General features: G+C 41.7%; 13 protein-coding genes. All 13 read right to left on the bottom strand.

The window, feature by feature from the left end; genetic code table 11:
* Nucleotides 1–24: 24 nt before the first annotated feature.
* The 13 genes from MWU82_RS11160 to MWU82_RS11100 all read right to left on the bottom strand — a co-directional run bounded on the left by MWU82_RS11160 (nt 25) and on the right by MWU82_RS11100 (nt 18267).
* The gene (locus tag MWU82_RS11160) at nt 25–2202 is read right to left on the bottom strand and encodes a hypothetical protein (RefSeq protein ID WP_247096441.1); all 2178 of its coding nucleotides are present in this window, start codon (nt 2200–2202) and stop codon (nt 25–27) included.
* A 406-nt stretch (nt 2203–2608) separates the two neighbouring features.
* Nucleotides 2609–4006, bottom strand: coding sequence for a sulfatase-like hydrolase/transferase (locus tag MWU82_RS11155; RefSeq protein ID WP_247096440.1), 1398 nt, complete (start codon nt 4004–4006; stop codon nt 2609–2611).
* Nucleotides 4007–4412: 406 nt separating this feature from the next.
* Complete coding sequence (locus MWU82_RS11150; protein ID WP_247096439.1) at nt 4413–4598, bottom strand: hypothetical protein; 186 nt, start codon at nt 4596–4598, stop codon at nt 4413–4415.
* Between the two features lie 246 nt (nt 4599–4844).
* Nucleotides 4845–5678: an acetolactate decarboxylase gene (gene budA / locus MWU82_RS11145; protein WP_247096438.1), complete on the bottom strand. Its 834-nt coding sequence runs from the start codon at nt 5676–5678 to the stop codon at nt 4845–4847.
* A gap of 180 nt (nt 5679–5858) precedes the next feature.
* Nucleotides 5859–7025, bottom strand: a complete 1167-nt coding sequence (locus tag MWU82_RS11140; RefSeq protein WP_247096437.1) for a PKD domain containing protein — start codon at nt 7023–7025, stop codon at nt 5859–5861.
* A 292-nt stretch (nt 7026–7317) separates the two neighbouring features.
* On the bottom strand, nt 7318–8253 hold the full coding sequence (locus tag MWU82_RS11135) for an SMP-30/gluconolactonase/LRE family protein (RefSeq protein WP_247096436.1): 936 nt from the start codon (nt 8251–8253) through the stop codon (nt 7318–7320).
* A gap of 108 nt (nt 8254–8361) precedes the next feature.
* A complete protein-coding gene (locus MWU82_RS11130; protein ID WP_247096435.1) occupies nt 8362–9504 on the bottom strand; it encodes a lactonase family protein in 1143 nt (380 codons plus the stop codon).
* Between the two features lie 33 nt (nt 9505–9537).
* Nucleotides 9538–10308, bottom strand: a complete 771-nt coding sequence (locus MWU82_RS11125; protein ID WP_247096434.1) for a ThuA domain-containing protein — start codon at nt 10306–10308, stop codon at nt 9538–9540.
* Between the two features lie 240 nt (nt 10309–10548).
* Nucleotides 10549–11496 carry a ThuA domain-containing protein gene (locus MWU82_RS11120; protein WP_247096433.1) on the bottom strand — a complete coding sequence of 316 codons (948 nt, stop codon included), beginning with the start codon at nt 11494–11496 and terminating at the stop codon, nt 10549–10551.
* A gap of 143 nt (nt 11497–11639) precedes the next feature.
* Nucleotides 11640–12617, bottom strand: a complete 978-nt coding sequence (locus MWU82_RS11115; protein WP_247096432.1) for a serine hydrolase — start codon at nt 12615–12617, stop codon at nt 11640–11642.
* Between the two features lie 454 nt (nt 12618–13071).
* Complete coding sequence (locus MWU82_RS11110) at nt 13072–14325, bottom strand: MFS transporter (protein WP_246998248.1); 1254 nt, start codon at nt 14323–14325, stop codon at nt 13072–13074.
* A 141-nt stretch (nt 14326–14466) separates the two neighbouring features.
* The gene (locus tag MWU82_RS11105; RefSeq protein ID WP_247096431.1) at nt 14467–16212 is read right to left on the bottom strand and encodes a c-type cytochrome; all 1746 of its coding nucleotides are present in this window, start codon (nt 16210–16212) and stop codon (nt 14467–14469) included.
* Nucleotides 16213–16689: 477 nt separating this feature from the next.
* Nucleotides 16690–18267, bottom strand: a complete 1578-nt coding sequence (locus tag MWU82_RS11100) for a RagB/SusD family nutrient uptake outer membrane protein (protein ID WP_247096430.1) — start codon at nt 18265–18267, stop codon at nt 16690–16692.
* Nucleotides 18268–18279: the final 12 nt, after the last annotated feature.

The following is an 18279-nucleotide window of genomic DNA, read 5'->3' as shown; positions in this document are numbered from 1 at the left end:
ACATCAAACGCCAAGGCCTTTAAATCAATGTGCTATTCCCGGCAACATTTGTTGCCAAACTTCTTCAATTTCGGTTCCTACTGTAGATTTCTTAGTCTTCTCCCAATAGCTCGTATTTTCAAGTTTTAGTGCCAAAGTTGTAGTGATAAAGCTCTGTGTCCATCCTGTTAGGGTTCCCCAAGCACCCCAGCCATGGTCAGCATTGGAACCATAATATTCCCAATCTTCGAAATCGAAGGCACGAAACCAACAGCCATCCAGATCTGCCCTTCCAGTAGAGGTGCTTTGAATACGAACCAGAAAATCTGCCAGTTTGTCGATAGCTGTCAGATATCTTTGTTCCTGTGTTGCCTGTGCAGCTTCGTTCAGAGCAAAAAACGCAAAGTTTGTGGTATAGAGCATATCTGCCACTGGGTCTCCATTAATATGAATTACGGGAGCTTCAGCATGCCCATAGCTTTCGTTGGACTTTGGCGCACCGTATCTTCCATTATCACCAATTCCCAATTCTTCCCTAAATGCCCCAGAGTCTACCTGATGTTCCAATAGATCATCGCATATTAAATGGAGCCAATCCCTGTGTTGTTTTGTATCTTCGGCTCGCACCAGCCACGCAAGTGGCAGAATCATCCGAGCACGTTCCTGTTGGAGCCCATTGGTCCATAACCAATTTGCTGGGTAGTTTTCCATAGTAATGGAAATAGCTCTCTTGGCTTTGTCCAACAAAGGTGTGTAGCCTGTCTTATCGTACAACCAGAGATAGGTGGCCCAAATCCATGACTCGTAGTGTGGGGCAATATTTTCCAGATCCCTTTCCATGAGTACCTGCCAAGTGGTTTGGTCTATATCTTTACCATTTAACGCTCCTTTTCGAAACCCTTTATAGCCAGAGGTCCGGAAATTGGCCAGAATCAGTTCCAATATCTGCTTGTCCCATTTGGGATTCATCATCGTCTGTGCCGCCAGTACCGAACCAAGGATCACACGGGCATTGTCATCACCATAATATCGATGTTTATTCGTATCAGCCCATCCTATCAGTCCATAGGAAGATTGCTTTGGATCTATACTACTGATAGTTTTGAAGGTTTCCGAATTAAATACAAAATCCATTAGGTTGGTGGCGGTTTCCAAATATTTAGAATTTTGTTTTATCCCGTTCGCGGTTGCCAAAGTCATTGCGGTCTCGGCTACACAATCGGCACGGAGCCAATATCGGTATTGTTGGCTCCCATCGGGGTTAATATAGGAGTAGTGGCCTTCCATAACACCCAATAAACCATCTCCCGAAGGCAGTGATAGATCCATTGGAGGGCCGACAGGTAATTTTAAAGTATCGATACTGCGCCACTGATCTTTCCATTCCGGATGAATGAGAAACCTGGCCTTATCGTACCACTCCGCACCGCGATCTACCGCGGTGCGATAGTCATCCAAGGAAATAGCTGTCGAAGCATCGAAGGTTGGCCGTACTATGGGTTCCCATTGTATAGCTTTTTCTTTAATATCTATATCCAAGTGGGACAGGATTCCTCCTATAGCGTTCCGCCATGCATTATGGGGAGAATACCGACTTTTGTTGAAATCGCTCAACTTGGTGGTCGATACCAACACATCCCCATCTTCAAATAAAATGGGGGAATTTGGGGTGTTTTCAAGACCATAAACGGCTGTTTTAAACCCCGCTACCTTGGCTCCGTTCAGGTGGGAGGCCCTTGCAGGCACATTTACATATTTATAAAGACCTGCATCCAAGATCATTAACGGTTTAAGATGCTCTCCAAAAAAGTCAGAAGTGACCACCAATCGTTCTTTTTCGGTAGATTTTATTTCTCCCGTAGCTTCGGTCGACAAACGGTCTGGAAACTCTACATAGACCTTCAGCTTCTTTTCCTTGGCCTTTTTATAGAAACTCGCGGGTAGTACGGTCTTTTGATCGGGATAGTTTTTAGCGAAAATCAATAGTCTCTGACCATTTAAAGTACCATCTAGAGCTTTATCAATATTTTCATAACGCTTTACCTCATATTCGCTGGACAATAGTAATTGGTACAAATTATTATCTTCATCACAATAAATATTTATAGTATTATTTTGTAAAGGATTAACTATCGAAGTATTGTTATCGGCTGATATTGCCTTGCATGACATTGTTAAAATATTTAAAGCCATAACAGCCAGTAGTCCTAATTTTGCACTCATAACCTATTACTATTTTTAAATCACTTAATTAGTCTATTCCGCCCCAATATACTTCTAAATTGATGTTTTGTACACTGAATCCTTAAACTTGATGGCCTTGACAAATTCTTAAAGCATTGCGCCTGCCCAAACAGAGCAAAGTCCATTATCTTCCGTTTTAGTTAAGCATGCCGTCCTCCCTGCTATAGTACATTTATTTTCACGCTTGTATTCTTGAAATTTAGTCTTTTACAAATAGATGGAAATCATTGTTTTTGAAAACACCTAAAATGATGGCAACTAGTAGCAGTTGGCTGTAATATTATGGTTATACAACAAAAAAGGAACAGTGGTTTCCCTTTGTTCCTTTTAAAATAAATTAACTTGTACTATTATGAGACCAGCTAAAATTAAATAAGAAAATTAGCTACTGCTTCATTTCTGACCGCACCGATTTTATCCAGGAATTATGTAACTGTAACAATTCGTTCATCTTCTTTGGATCGGACTTGGCCAAATTTTTCTTTTCACCAATGTCATTTTCCAGATTCACCAAGTATAATTTTTCCAAATCGATTTTCTTCCCTTCAACAACAGGTTCTTTTACATTTCCAATAAGTTTCCATGAACCTTTGCGAACAGCCCATTGGGCCGTTTTGTCGTCATAACTCCCCAATTGCCAGTGCACTACCTCATGACCTGATTCCTTTTTATTATCCAGAATAATGGGCATAAGACTTTTTCCATCCAAATTATCGGGAACTTCGGACTTGGTCAATTCCGCGATAGTAGTAAACCAATCCATCTCCATACTCAACTGATCGCGAACTTCATTTGCAGGAATAATTCCCGGATAACGGATTATGGCCGGCACACGGATACCCCCTTCGAACAAACTGAATTTACTTCCCCTATACGGACCGGCATTACCACCTCCCCAAAATGCCCTTTCCTCCAAGGAATGCCCGTGATCTGATTGAAAAATAACAATGGTGTTATCCGCTATACCCATCTCGTCCAGATAATCCAGAACATTCCCAATTTTCTCATCCGTGTTGGATACAAAAGCGGCATATTCCTTTCTGGGCGTTGGAAGATCCTTGTAATAGTCCAACCACTTTGTAGTTCCTTGGTAGGGATAATGCGGCGCATTAAACGCCCAATAAATAAAAAACGGCTTATCCTGTGTATGGTTGATAACCTGTTTGACCTCTTCCACCATTAAATCGGAAAAATGCTGGCCATCATAATATACCTCCTCTGAATTTCTATACAGGTCGTGCTTGTTGGGCCCGTCCCAATAAAAGGTATGGGAATAATTATCAATGCAGCCTCGCTGATGTCCAAAAAAATAATCGAACCCCTGTCCGTTGGGCAAATTCTGTTCCCTATGTCCCAGGTGCCACTTACCAATCAGGGCCGTATAATAGCCATTGGGCTTAAGCATCTCCGCCATAGTGATCTGCTCCGTAGGCAATCCATGTTCACCACTTCTTTGTGCACGTTCAGGTATAGGGACATTTCCCTCCAGCCCAGCCCGCAAATTGGTCTTCCCGGTCATAAGGGCGGCACGTGATGGTGAACATACCGGTGCTCCAGCATAGAATTGGGTAAACCTTACACCTTCCTTCGCCAACCTATCCATATTTGGGGTATGCAGGTCGGTTGCCCCATAACTATTCAAATCTATGGAGCCCTGGTCATCGGTCAAAATTACAATGACGTTGGGTCTGCTTTTCACTGGAATTTGGGAAAAAACTCCTTGGTGAAAAATTAAAAAAAGCAATGCCAATTCAATGCCTATTAATTTTTTAAATACGCTCATTTGGTTTATTTAAAATTTAGTGGTGTATAAAGATTGTAAAAAATAAATAAACTCGTACCATGAAATGAAGATTTGTTAATGTGCTCAATACCAAATCATATATTTATGGAATTATGTGTGATACAAAAGATGGAGAACGGTTTTCCTGATTCCCTTTCGCAAATAATTCACACTAACATACCAAACCTAAGGACACCAATAATAACACCTACATCACCCATGAAAGTATGATAGTGGAAAGTTGCGGTTAAACTTTGGGAAATTGGGATTATAGATTGATGAAAATAAAAAAAGGCCCCCAATAACTGGGAGCCCCTTGTACAAAACTAACTTAACAACTAACTCTAAAATGTCTTAAATAGGGATCGGCTAGCAAATACCCATTATATTTGGGATTGAACTTATCTCAACTTTTCTCCAACACCACGGGCCTGTATCCTCCCTTGGCCCTAAAATAGAAGATGAGTATCAGGAAACAGGCCAACATGATCACAGGGAATACAATGACCTTGGCCAGGGCCCTTTGGATTCCTTTGGTCTTCAGCGCAGCTTCCAAGGTATTTCTTTCCTTTGGATCTGCGGCACCCTCCATGATTCCGTCTCAATTAGTTTAACAGCAAAGCCAAACTAATATTCTGAATTATATGAGCTTTTCAAAAAAGAACATTGTTCGTCTTAAATATTTAATCTCCCAAAAACCCCAAGTTTTAAACTTTCCATTTTATCAGGAGGAGATGAAGGGTTCTAAGAGTGAAACAAAAAACAGTTCTAATAAGTGATAAACAATTTTATTAATTACACTATTTTCAAAACAATCAACCCTAAGATTATAATCACATCATTGCTTTTTGTACTGAAACTCCTTGTCAAAAGCTACATTTTCAAAATCTTCAGTATTAGGTAAATCGAATTGATATTTGTGCAGTTCGTCTATTTCCAAGGTAAGATTTTCACCTTCAAATTCCATCACATGCCCGGCAAACTTCTCATCATCCGAAACAAAGTGTAGGTGATATCCAGCCACGTTGATATTACCAATAAATGTGGGGCAATAAAAACCTACCATAGTTCCCTTAAAATTCTCCCTTTCAAAGATGGGCCGTTCTGGTATTAGGACGTCCAATCCCTTTTCAAAAGGAGCTTTTTGTTTGTGCAACCCCCCACATTTCATTTTTGAAAACTCTCCATGAATCTTAAAGGCATAAAAAAAGTTTTTAGTAGGCAATTTATCATTGATAATTGCACGAAGATCATCATAGCTTTCAACCTTTGGCAATTCATAAGAAAAATCCTTATTAAAAAAGGCGGCATTGGCATAAACTATCTTTTTACTATCTTCAGGTTTATGGACTTTCCCGTCCTCAGAGGCCTGATAAAGGATACCGTTGAGCATAATGAGTTCCCCGTCCAGTAAATTATAAGAACCTAGTCCAATATCTCCCTTAGTCTTTAATTCCTTTGCGCTCAAATCTCCTTCGAAAATTTTGTTTACAAAGGCATACCAAATGGAATATTGGTAAAAAATATCTGGTTTTTCCATTACGGCCTCACTCTTTTCAGAAACTTCCTTGTCTGTTCTTTCCTTTTCTTCTTGACAGTTTGTGAATAAAAGTAACGTGACTAAAATCAAAAATACTAATGACGCTGAACTTGATATAATCTTATTTTTCATGATAAGGAGTATTTTAATGGTTTGAATTTTCATTTTTTAAAATCGTATTATAAAATAAGAGGTGCTTTGTCCATAATTTGTAATTAGAGCACTATGGTCATTGTCTCAAATTTTCAAATAGCTCGTCATATTTAAGTAGCAATGAAATATTGAATCTTGAAAAACCACGACATAATAAGCCTACCGTATCATCACTTCCCAGTATCGGGTACGTTTGGAACGGCCGTTGGCCCCTTCCACCTCCAAGGTAATGACCGTGCGTACATTTTTTTCCTTAAACCTATAAATCGGATTTTGCTCAGTTGAGCTGTCGCCATTGCCGAAATCCCATTTCCATCTTTCGATCTCACCTATAGATTCATCCTTAAAGGCTACTATTCCCATTTCCTCGTCAATGACCTTAAAGGTCCATGCTGCCTTAATGGGATCCAAAAATACTTTTTCCAACGGCATCAGTTGAAATGCACAAAGATAGGAGGCATTGCTAACCATTTTGACATTGTGGGCGAGATTGACATGGCCTTCCCTTTTCCCCCCGTCAAAATCCAATATCGACCAAGAGAGGCCGATGACCTTGTTTTCCTTTAGTTCCGATTCCACAGCTCTTTGCGGCCCTTCATAGGGAGCATAATCATAAGGGGTGATCCAACCTTCCAACACCAAAGTACCACTTTCCCCATGCTTAAAATCATAATTATAGGCATAGTTTGCATGCGGAAACTCGGAAATCCATGACTGGCTTCCCCACACCAAAGCCCATGCATTATTTACGGGTGGAGTATATATATGGTAGTTCTGCGCATGTACACCACTGAAGTTAAAATGATTTTCAATATAAGTAGTGGTCTGTGGCTCCCATTTCATCTGCTCACGATCATATACGGGGTTTTGTATAAAGGGACCTCCCGAAAGATCTCCGTCCACTACCAATTCAAAAATATCATTCATATAACCCTCGGGATTAAAACGTTCAAAATCCCAAAAATCGTCGTAGGTCTCGTAAAGAAAATAAATACGGTTAAGGTCTTTGACCCAGCCTATGGTTACTTTTACGTCGAGATCTTTGGGGTCGATATCGGTGCCCATACCGTCTTCGGTATCGTTCAAAAGATCTGTTCCATAGGTGTAGTTTTCAGGCACGAGCTCCCAATCCCTTTTGTCCCCGTCGATTCGTGGCATTTGATTTCTGGGGAATTGAAATATTTGAAATATCTCCCCGTTTCTTGCCGTATTGTAGGTTGGTAATGACTGGCCCTCCACTATCAATATGTTTCCTATTAAAAAGCAAAGACAGATCGACCAAGCCATACTATGATCCTGAAAGTTGATTTTTTTAATGTTTTTCATAATTTATAGATACTATCTGTATTCTTTATTGTAGCTGTTGTATAATTCTTCATTGAATATCTACATTAATAATATCGTCAAGTGTGCCCCATGCTGAGCAAACAAAATAGACGGCGATCATTTTAAATGACTTTCCCTAATTTCTTCTTTCCGATTTCAATAATAGGTAGGTTAAAGATTGCGTAATCTATTGTCCGATAGGATATAGCAACCTTATCCCTTGTCACAGACTTTTAAATGATCTTTGTAAATTGTTTGGAGGGAATGCTGGACACGATTTGTAAAAATATCTTTAGTTATCAATATCAACAGCATAAACCTTACCAGCCAGCATATCTGGAACTAGAAGCCGACTTTTGTCTTCTTCCAAATAAAAGTCTGCGGCAGATTTTAACCCATCAATTAGTACCGTTGATTCTTCAGTTACACCATCGATTTTCCATACCGTACCTGCTACCCAACTGCTGATATAATAATTACCTTTACTATCTTGTTCAACTGCATCAGCGCCTCGAAATTGGCCTTTCAACGGTTTTAATTCCCCATCCCGTTTTACCAAAAAATTACCTAGAAAAAATGCACCCACCATAATATTACCATCATTGTCAATTCCAACGCCATTTGGGTTTAACATTAATGAGGATGTGTCTTGCGCTATGGATACCTTACCGTTCAAATCAACATGATAAATACGTCCTAATTGTGGAACCAATTTTGCCTCTTCACTGTCTAGAGGCCAAAGTTGGTTATTTCCATCACGCATGTATTTAGTCGCACCCATATCGGCCACAAAAATGCCTTTCCCGTAGGCATCTACCGCAACATCATTCAAATACAAAACTTCTTTGGGAAAATTCTCTTTCTTAATAAAAACACTTGCATTACCTTCTTCATCTACTTTCCAAATACGTGTTAAATCTGAAAAGTATAAATGATTATCTAAATAGACAATACCCTTAGGGTTATCAAAGCCATTTGCAAATACTTTTACACCATTATTAGAAATTTCTATTACTTCACCATCACCTTCATCATTCCCATTCATTATAGTAACATAGTAGTTTCCATTAAAGCCTTTAGTAATACTCTCAGGCTTTACACCTACATTCACTGGAAATTGAATATCAGGTGGCACTGAACTCCCTGATAATAACCAGATGGAAATTATTGTTAGGATAAGTATTATTTGATAGGAGTCTAATTTGACTAAAGTTGATAATTTTTTCATAATTGGTTGCTTTTAGTAATAAAATTTCTTCTGCAGCACAAGAAAAAGGAAAACATGTTAGATTTCTTGAAACAGTAATTTATTAGAAACTCTACATCATCTCCGTCGTCAAAGCACGGCTACATCAGCGGCACAAGGGGCAAACTGAGTGTGCGCAAGCTCAATTGCCCCGGTTCCCGGCTTAATACGGAAACATTCCACACGGTCAGCGTCCTGGCTAGCCACAAACAAAAATCTTCCACTGGGGTCCATGGTAAGATTCCTGGCGTTGGAGTTAGTCGCTAACGCACATCGGCTCGAAAAAGTCAATTTACCGTCGTCAGAATCCACATTAAACACTGCTATGCTCTGGTGGACCCGGCAGATGTAGTAGTAGTACTTTCCGTCGACGGACAAGCAACCTTCGGCTCCCCAGAAATCAGCCTTGCCGAGGTTTTCCGGGTTGCCCTGCGCCTTAAAGCCTTCTGGATAACAGTGCACGGTCTGAATTGGCACAAGTCCTTTTTCATCATCAACGGAACAAACGATGGCGGTACCGTTAAGTTCACAATTCACGTAAGCAACTCTTAGATGCGGGTGAAAGTTGATGCCTCGCGGACCGCTACCTGTAGTTAACTTCACATCACTATGTGGTGCTAATTTGCCCGTCTTTCCATCAAGAACGTGCTGGTGAACCTCATCTGTGCCTAAATCCATAGCGTACACCAAGTTTGTTCGGGGATCGCCATGGATACCGTGTGGATGCGGAACTGTTTGACGGAGGGGAACTGGGCCGGAGCCTTTGTAATCGGGCTGTGCCGTAACCTCGCCAATCATTCCGGTATCAGGGTCGAACGGTAGTACTGAGATACCACCCTCCCAATACCTTGTCACGAGCAAGAAACGTCCTGTCCGGTCAAATGTTGCGCACGTATTTCCTCGACCACCAGTTGATTGGGTGCATACCTTCTCTAGCCCGCCATCGGGCAGGATTTTGTACGAAGTCACAAATCCGACACCGGCCTGCACCCCTGTATGGTGGGAGAGTTCGTGAGTAGCAATAAGAAACCTTCGATTAGGGTGAATCTCCAACCATGTCGGTGAATCTTGCTTTGTCTCCTTGCCTGTGGGATTCAGCGAACCATTGGAACTATCAAACGCAAAGGAGAGGATGCCTACCCCAGGTTGCTTTGAGCCAACCCAGCCTAGCTGTCCCGGTTCAAATCCCGTATAACTCCCAACGAAAAGGTATTTTTGTGTCGTTTCGTTCATGTTACAATTGGTTAACTTAATAATTACTACGTTTTACTTGTCATCTGTCTGCTTGGTGAGCCATCTTACCGAGTTGCGAATCAGCCGTACCATCATTGGATGTCCCAGTGCTTCTGGTGTATGTCCGGGTGCGAGGTAGACAAATCGTCCCTTGCCTATCTCCCGCCACCAGCCGGCAGGGGCGGACTTGTTCGCGTCCGAGATGTTCCGCATCAGAAGGTGCTCGCGGTCCCCATAGTACTTGCTCATGTGCTGCTCGTCGTAGGTCCTGAAATCCTCAACGCCCGCCGTAATAGGGTGGTTCTTGTTCTCGATCCGGATCATAAACTCTTCCGGAGCCGGATGGCCACCATAGTCACCTCCGAAAATCTCGTAAAAGGGTCCGTTCGGAGGATAGAGGCCGTGCGAGTTGTGCAGCGCCAGAAACCCGCCACCGTTGTTCACGAAATCAAAGATGGCCTTCTGCTGCTCATCGGTCATCCACTTTACCGGGGAGGAGCCCTGCTCGTGGCCGTTGGGCCAGATATTGCCGTCCTTGAAGAAGATCAGCAAATCAACGTCCTTCAGGACCTCGGCGGTAAGCGCCTCGTGGTTCTCGATGTAGACCACCGGGATGTTCTCCAGTGCCAACGGGCCCATCAGGCCATTACGGATGTGGACCGGTGAGTGATAGCGGTCCCCGATCACTGCCAGAGCACGTGGCCGATCGGTAGACATGTAGACCTCCGAAGTATTTTGGATCTGGGCGGATAGTACGGTCGTTAGACTAAAGACCATAGCGAAAAGAACGAGAAATCGGCTCATTACCCTATTCCTTTTTGGTAAAGATGTAACTGGTTTCATACGAAAGTTTGGTTTAATGTTTACTAAATTATAATTGGCCTTTCTAATATCCGAATTAGTGTATTATTTAGAAATCTAAGTATCTCTTTGTTTCGCTAAAGTGGTTTTATTTTCTGGTAAAGCCGAATCAGCTTTTGATCGCAGAGGTTTTCCTGAGAGAAACGTTATTACCTCAATATCGGAGTCCCTTCGGAAAAGCTATCAGCTTTGCCTCAGCAACCAACGGACAGCATTCTGCTTCAACTTACGGTACATAGGGTTCCAATGCGCTGTCAGAAGATGACCAGGTTCCAAGTAACAGACGCGGCCTTTCCCATATTCATAGGCCCAAACTGCCGGAGCAGTCGTACCCATGTCTTTCCCCTTATAACTATAGCGGAGACCATCCTCATTCACGGACTCCATCAAAACATACGCTGGATCCTTGTCGTACTCCATGTAATGCTGCTCATCAGTGACGACGAAATCGGTAATGCCCTCCATAATTGGATGATCTGATTTTTTTACCTTAACCTTGAAGGTTCGGATGGGCGGATGTCCTGCATAGGCAGCGCCAAGCACGTGACGAAAATCGGTATTGCTACTCCCTACGTCCGTGACGTTGTGGAAGAACAGTGCCGAACCGCCGTTCTCAACGAAATCACGGACAGCCTTACCCTGGTGAGGTTGCATCCAGGCCTTCATTTCACCCGATGTGGGCTCCAGAGGAGGATCGCTGACAACAGCGACCTCGCTAATGTTCTTGCCAAAATTATTGATGAAATCTAACGAAACCATTTTGTCTCCTCCGCCAATGGGTCCATTGCCTTCGGGGAAAATGCGCCCATCTCGATGAACGATGAGCATCTTGTATCCTTGCAGGGTCTCAGCGTTAAGAGATGTGTAGTCATCGGTCATCTTTACGGATATACCCATGTCCTTAACGATGTCGCGAGTCAGTGCCGTACGGACTATATCGGCGTTGTGATAGTGGTCGCCCATCAGAGCAAATATTGTGGCTTTCTCCGGGGCTTTCTCCTGAGCTTTCTCTGAAGCCGGCGCACAGGCCAAGGGGGAGGCTAGTACTACTCCAGCTGTTAATCCTGCCATCGACGAGATGGCTGAGCGCCTCGTGACACCCTTTTTTGGTAAAGATGGTTCTGATTTCATACGAAATTTTGTTTTAAAGTTTACTAAATTATAATGTGTTTTTACGAAATCTAAGTATCACTTTGATTTCATCAATAGTTTAATATTTTGTCACATAGCGGAATCAGTATCTGATTGCAAAGGTTTTGCAGAGAGAAAGGTTGTTACTTCTGCCCTGGCGGATTGTTGGACTGTTTGACCGCTGAAAAAACAAATCGACGAACAAAGTCATGCAGTAAATCAGGTACAAAATACGTGTCCCGAGTGGCGTCGGTTGCATCGGCCATCGTCACGACCAAAAGATCCAACTCTGGATACACCCCTATAAATTGCCCGCGGTGTCCATAAGCAAAATAGCCCTGCACTTCTATATCGCCCTGTGCGGTCTGTACAATGTCCGATTGTCTTCGAACCCAGTTTAGATACCCGTAACCCTTCTGTCGATCAAACTCCACTCGGTATTTCGAGGCCTCTTTTACCCATCCCATCGGCAGTATTTGCTTATCTTCCCAACGCCCATCCCGCAGCAATAAATAGCCGAGGCGTGCCATATCCCTGGTAGTCATATGGAGTCCATTGGCCCCATCGGGAACCCCGTTGGAGCCCTTGTTCCATTCACTGACACCAATACCCAGTGGACCAAATAGATACTCTTGAGCCAAGCCAGAGACGTCAGACTTATCCCCAGCCACACCTTCTTTGGCCAACCTATCCAGAATGGCTGTAATTAAGCTTGGCGCAATATTGCTATACTCGAAGGCCGTTCCGGGGGGTGATTGGGGTTCACCTTCAAGCATTAGAGTTATGTCTGCAGAGCCCCTACTGCTTCGAATGCCCGAACGGTGGGTCAGCACGTCTTCTAAGGTCAATTCTGCAAACTTTGGATGAACCGAGTATTCGGGCAACAAATCAGCTACGCGTTGGTCTACACCGTCAATCCATCCCTGCTTCACGGCAATACCCAACAATGTCGCGACAAACGTTTTCGTGACGGAATAAATATGGTTGGGAGTCTCGGCAGTTTGACCATTGAAGTAAGACTCGGATACAAGTTGCCCGTTCCTAATTACAAGCAGGCTGTAGCCACTAGGAAAAATACGCGGATAAATTTGTTCCGCTTCCTTTAACGCTGCACTATCCATGCCTACCGCTTCGGGGGCGGTTGCGGACCAAGCCGTCGTGGGCCATGGCCCCGGAGCCTGTACCATTTGAGTTTGCGAAGCACCTCGACTAACACACGCGAACGTCAACAAGGTACATAGACCTATATAGCTGCCCAAGCGCCTTTTGAGACTGAAAAAACCCAAAAGACGAGCTTGACAACTATGCCCTTTCTGCTGTATACCCTTTACCTTACTTTCTAGTATCTGTATCATTAGTATGCTGTTTTTCTCTATATTGTACATATTTATTACTCCGATTTACTTGTCATCTGTTTGCTTTGTTAGCCATCTTACCGAGTTACGAATCAGCCGCACCATCATTGGGCGTCCCAGAGCCTCAGGTGTGTTCCCCGGTGCGAGGTAGACAAATCGTCCCTTTCCTATCCTCCCATATCATTTAGTAAGTTCTTTTTTACCAATTGGTCTCGCTTTTTTATTTTTGATAAACAACTTGCGACTGCCTTTGTTTAATTTTTTTAACCCAAACAAAAAGAATTACAAACAATACAATTAATATGGCAGGGAATACGGTCATAGTTTGTAATGTGGCCTGGCCGGCAACTAAATTTAATTCGTCTCCGGTCAATCCTATTGCTGCGGCTGCCGCCTTATCAGAGTCAATCCATCCCCCAATAATTGGTTGAAATATTGAACCAGATACCATTCCAACCGCACCAATAATCGACAAACCAATAGCACCGCTATTCGGAACTTTATCAGCTATAAATCCGAGCATGTTCGGCCAGAAATAAGCAATTCCCAAAGCATATATGATAGCCGCAACATAGGCCATACCTCCTGTTTGGGTACTGAATAAAAATATACCGATAAGTGTCAAAACGGCAGATCCTAAAAAGACGCCCGTTTGATCGAACTTTTTAACAACATCTCCACCAAAGAATCTAGCCACTGCCATCAATCCCGTTACTAGAGCTAATATCAACATAGGTTCCGCACCGCTTTTGGCCAGGATCAATCCAACCCATTGTTGTGGCCCAAATTCTGAAATTGCTGTTAATGCCATACATACCAACATAAAAATAAATAATGGAGATAGCATTGCTTTAAAATTACTGGACAATGAAGTTGCATCCTGAGTTTTCGCTTTGGGCCAAGTCCTTCCATAGAATAAATAACCATAGATAAGCGTAGGAATCATAATCACCCATATTTGAGTTTCCCAACTCAACCCACCATCGGTCATAAATTTAGAAATTAAGGCTCCAATTACAATTCCTCCCGGAAACCACATATGTAAACGGTTCATCATTTTAATTATAATGTTTCCTTCATATGCATCTGCTACAAATGGGTTGATAGCTGCTTCGGTACAACCATTCCCGAAACCAATCAATAAGGTAGATATTAATAACCCAGCATAACTTCCAGAATATATGGTCATAATAATTCCAATGGCGTGCGCTAAAAAAGCAAATTGCATAATCAGTTTTCCTCCAATTGTGTTATAGATTAATCCACCAATAACCATGGAAATAGGAAAACCTAGGAACCACATAGAATTTATATATCCCAATTGTTCTCCAGTTAGACTTAATTCCTCTCCTAATTGTGGTAAAATACCAGCCCTTATACTAAAAGAGAAGGCATTTGTAATTACTGCAAAACAACCTGCATAAAATAATAGTTTACGATTTACAGCATTTGATTCGTTACTTGATGTTCCCATGGATTTATATTATATTGTTAATTTAGTACTGCATAAACGGTTTAATGATTACTCTTTGTTGGAATGTTCTCCTGTTGCCATTTCTTTTGGACCTACCGTCCTGGCTCCAGGACAAAATATCGTTTTGGTCAATAGGTTATTCTATTTCTTATCCTGTCCATCCAGTAACCTATCCCTTAATCGGGCTACCTCTTTTTCCTGCACTGCGCCTGCATTTTCGTTAAAATTCATCCGTATGTAAGTTAACACCTTGGCAATATCTTCATCACTCAAAAAATCCATTTTAGGCATCATATCATTGAAAGACTTTCCATTTACGGATATAGGCCCTTCAAGTCCTTCCAAAATCACTTTTATCAATCTTTTTTTATCTCCAGTTACCCAGTCCGATTCCACTAATGGCGGATAACGGTTCCCGTCTCCCTTGCCATCTGCCTGGTGACATGAAATACAGTAAGTATTAAATATTTTCTGGCCCTCATCTGCAAAGCGATAGGAAAGGTTGTCATCGATTTCATGGGGATCCCTGATATGTGCCAATGCTTTACGCTCTTCCATCTTGCTTAACTGACCTTCACCGAAATCACCTTTATCACCTTTGTACATGATCCTCCAGATTTTCCCTTTTCGGCTATCACTAACATACAATGAACCATCAGGCCCCATGGCTAGACCCATCGGCCTATACGCTGCAGGCCCCATGCCATCGTTATACGATTCTCCAATAAACCCATCAGCAAAAATTTCAAAGGATTTTGAAAATTCTCCATTTATATATGGCACAAAACATACAACAAAACCTCCTGTAGGATAGGGAGCTCGACGACCACCACCATGAAAAGCAATAAACGCCCCATTTTTATATCGGTCCGGAAATTGATTACCCGTATAAAAGAAAAGATCATTTGGCGCCCAATGTCCGGAAAAACCGATAATAGGATCTACTAGGTCGCTTACTTTTAACTCTAAATCTACATCTCTATATTCAGGAGATACAATCCTTTTATTTTGTATCTGATCATAATAGTAATAAGGCCAGCCCCCATTGGCACCTTCTTTGATTTCAAGAAATTCTTCAGCTGGCAACATTGCACTTTCCCATTCTGAATAAAGGGACGGCCATATTCTATGCATATCGTCCCTACCATGTTCTAATACAAACAAACTATTAGTGGCATGGTTCCAGTCCATAGCTATCCCGTCCCTAAGTCCAGTGGCATATCTAACCCCGTCTTTTTGGGTCATATTAATTTTATTGGCATCAAATCTCCAAATGCCGGCATGTTTAGCAAATTCTGGGCACGGATATTGACCTGGGCTAAGAGGAGTCCTATCTTCTTCTTGACAATTATCAGTTAATGATCCAAAATTTACATACATGTGTCCTTCGTCATCAAAAGCGAGTGTCTTAGCTATATGTGAAGTATAAATTTCATATTTAAGAACAACTTCCCTTTCTTTTTCCGGCACTAATTTGCCAGGTGTCAACTTCTGTCTGTAAACAGCGTCTTTAGTACTATAAAAAATGTATCCATTGTAAAGCCTCATACTTGTTGGGCCATAACCCTCCTCTGCCGGGTAATCCCCAAAATAGGCGATATTATCTCCCTTACCGTCTTTATTTATATCCCGGATAGCTACATTTCCCGAATCTTGCTTCGCGTTTGTCAATTTCACATAAATGTCCCCATTTTCATTCACGGCCAGGTGTCTGGCATTCCCAATGCTATCTACCACAACCAAAGCTTCAAACATGTCTGGCAAGAATAGGCCGCCATTGTCAATATCCCCTGCCGGGAGGCTGGATTTTTCACTACAGCTACAGATAAAGGCACCTATAATAAAAATACATAACAGTTTAAAAGAATGTACTTTAGTTAAAAGCATATCACTTTATTTTATTTAGGTTAAAAGATTTATTATTTGTTAGGGTACAATACAAAATGTCACCAGTCTTTGGCTTAAAAGCCAACAATAGAGCATCAACCAATACATTAAGGTAACATATTAATGGCTCGGAAACCATTTCACCGATTCCCCTTAATTTTCCTTTTTTTCCTATTAACTTCCGTACTTCTTTTTATACAGGTTTATTCATAGATTGAAAATAACAGGATTAGTAAGGCAAATAGAAAAATTAATCGGTGTTTCCTTTTTTGGTGTCATGTTAATGCATTTCTATTCAAATAAAAAACAGGCTGAGCCAACAACATGAATCAAAGTATTATGAAAATCAGCATTTTAACATTTAAAAGCGATATAATATCGACATATAAACCACTGATGATCGGCAGGTATTTTTAATCCTTGATTCGCATTATTTAGTCAGCCTGTTGGTATTACATTAAATAGCTTTCATTTCCACTACAATCCGAAATTAGTATCAAGCTCATTTTGAGGTATTTCAAAAAAGTAATGGGATGGTGCGACCGGTTGAGTACCATATATTACCTGAAATTCAGGATTTAAAGTCTCCTCTAATATTCCCCATCGTTTGAGGTCATTAAACCTAGAGCCTTCGCCCATAAACTCAACCTCTCTTTCCCGCTTCAAAAGCTCGAATGCTTGAGCTTCCGAATAATTGGAAGGAGTATATTCAAAAATGCCAAAACGTCTACGCACTATATTTATAAAGTCGATACAACCTGATGGATCACCTTGCATAAGGGCACATTCAGCCCTCATAAGCAACACATCGGCATACCTCATCTGTCTAATGTTATTTCCTGATACAGCGGCACCAGCAGAAGCTCCACTTTCAGAAGGTTTTACTTCTTTGTTACCTTTTTTCTTATAATAATAACCTAAGGCAGCAAAATCATAGGGGCGATTGGGATTCTCAGCACACATATCGCACCAAGTGTCGTCTCCAGCTACACCACCATAAAATGTTTCCGCTCCTCTAGGATCTATAAAATCTGTACCTGATTCGTCCTGATACAAAAATGCTTGCTCCCTAGTCGGTGAAAACTTCCAATTAGGCCAACCGTTCCAGGAATGAAGCTGTGGCTGCATATTATTCATTGCGGGTGTTGGACCTCCTTCAACATTAGTAAACATTGCCGTTGTTGCATCACCCTCTTGATATGCCGACTGAAATTCGAAAACGCTCTCAATATTATTTTCGTTGGTCTCCCCAAAATTCCATAGATAGCCCTCAGCCGGCAGCAGGTCGTAATGACCTTCCAACTTAGCCAATTCAATTTCAGCTTCTGGATATCTTCCTGTGGTCAAATACAATTTGCCAAGAAAACCAGTTGCAGAACCTTTAGTGGCACGTCCAAGATCAGTATCTCCATAGTCTTCGACTTCTTTTAAAACTGATTGGGCTTCCTTCAGATCATTCTCTGCCACGGCCCAAACTTCATCGACACTATTTGCCAATGGGGCATCAATATTCTCGGATTGATCAAAACTTAAGCGGATCGGCACCTTTCCCCAATAATTGGCCAAATTAAAATAGGCCCAACCTCTCAAGAAATAGGCCTCTCCTCGTGATCTAATAACAAGATCATTCGATGGATTTTCAGCCAAATAGGCATCGGCCGTATCAATAGTCAAGTTAGCCCTAGAGATCATCACATACCACATTCTCCATAAGTTTTCAACTGTGCGGTTGGTTTCATTGTGTTGGTATCCCATCATTTGAATAATAGAAACTTCGTGATAACTACCTAGAGCTCCAGCCGTAGCCTCTGTTTCATTGGCCAATACATCCCAAATTTCCGGCCACTGATAACTTCCTATCCAAAATTGAAAAAAGGAGCCATAAGTTGCATTGGTTGCCTGAACAATTTGTTCTGGTGTCTTGAAATACGTTGCCTGGGTAAACTGTTCAGGATTATTCAAGTCTAATATTTCCTCATCGCAAGAGACTAAAGGCAAAAGAAATAAAACAAATACTCCGATTATTTTAAATCTGTTTTTCGATATTTTTTTCATTTTTTTCATTTT

Origin of the sequence: Arenibacter sp. S6351L (assembly GCF_023016025.1) — a bacterium.
Taxonomy (GTDB): domain Bacteria; phylum Bacteroidota; class Bacteroidia; order Flavobacteriales; family Flavobacteriaceae; genus Arenibacter; species Arenibacter algicola_B.
This window is presented reverse-complemented; position numbering and strand designations above follow the sequence as displayed.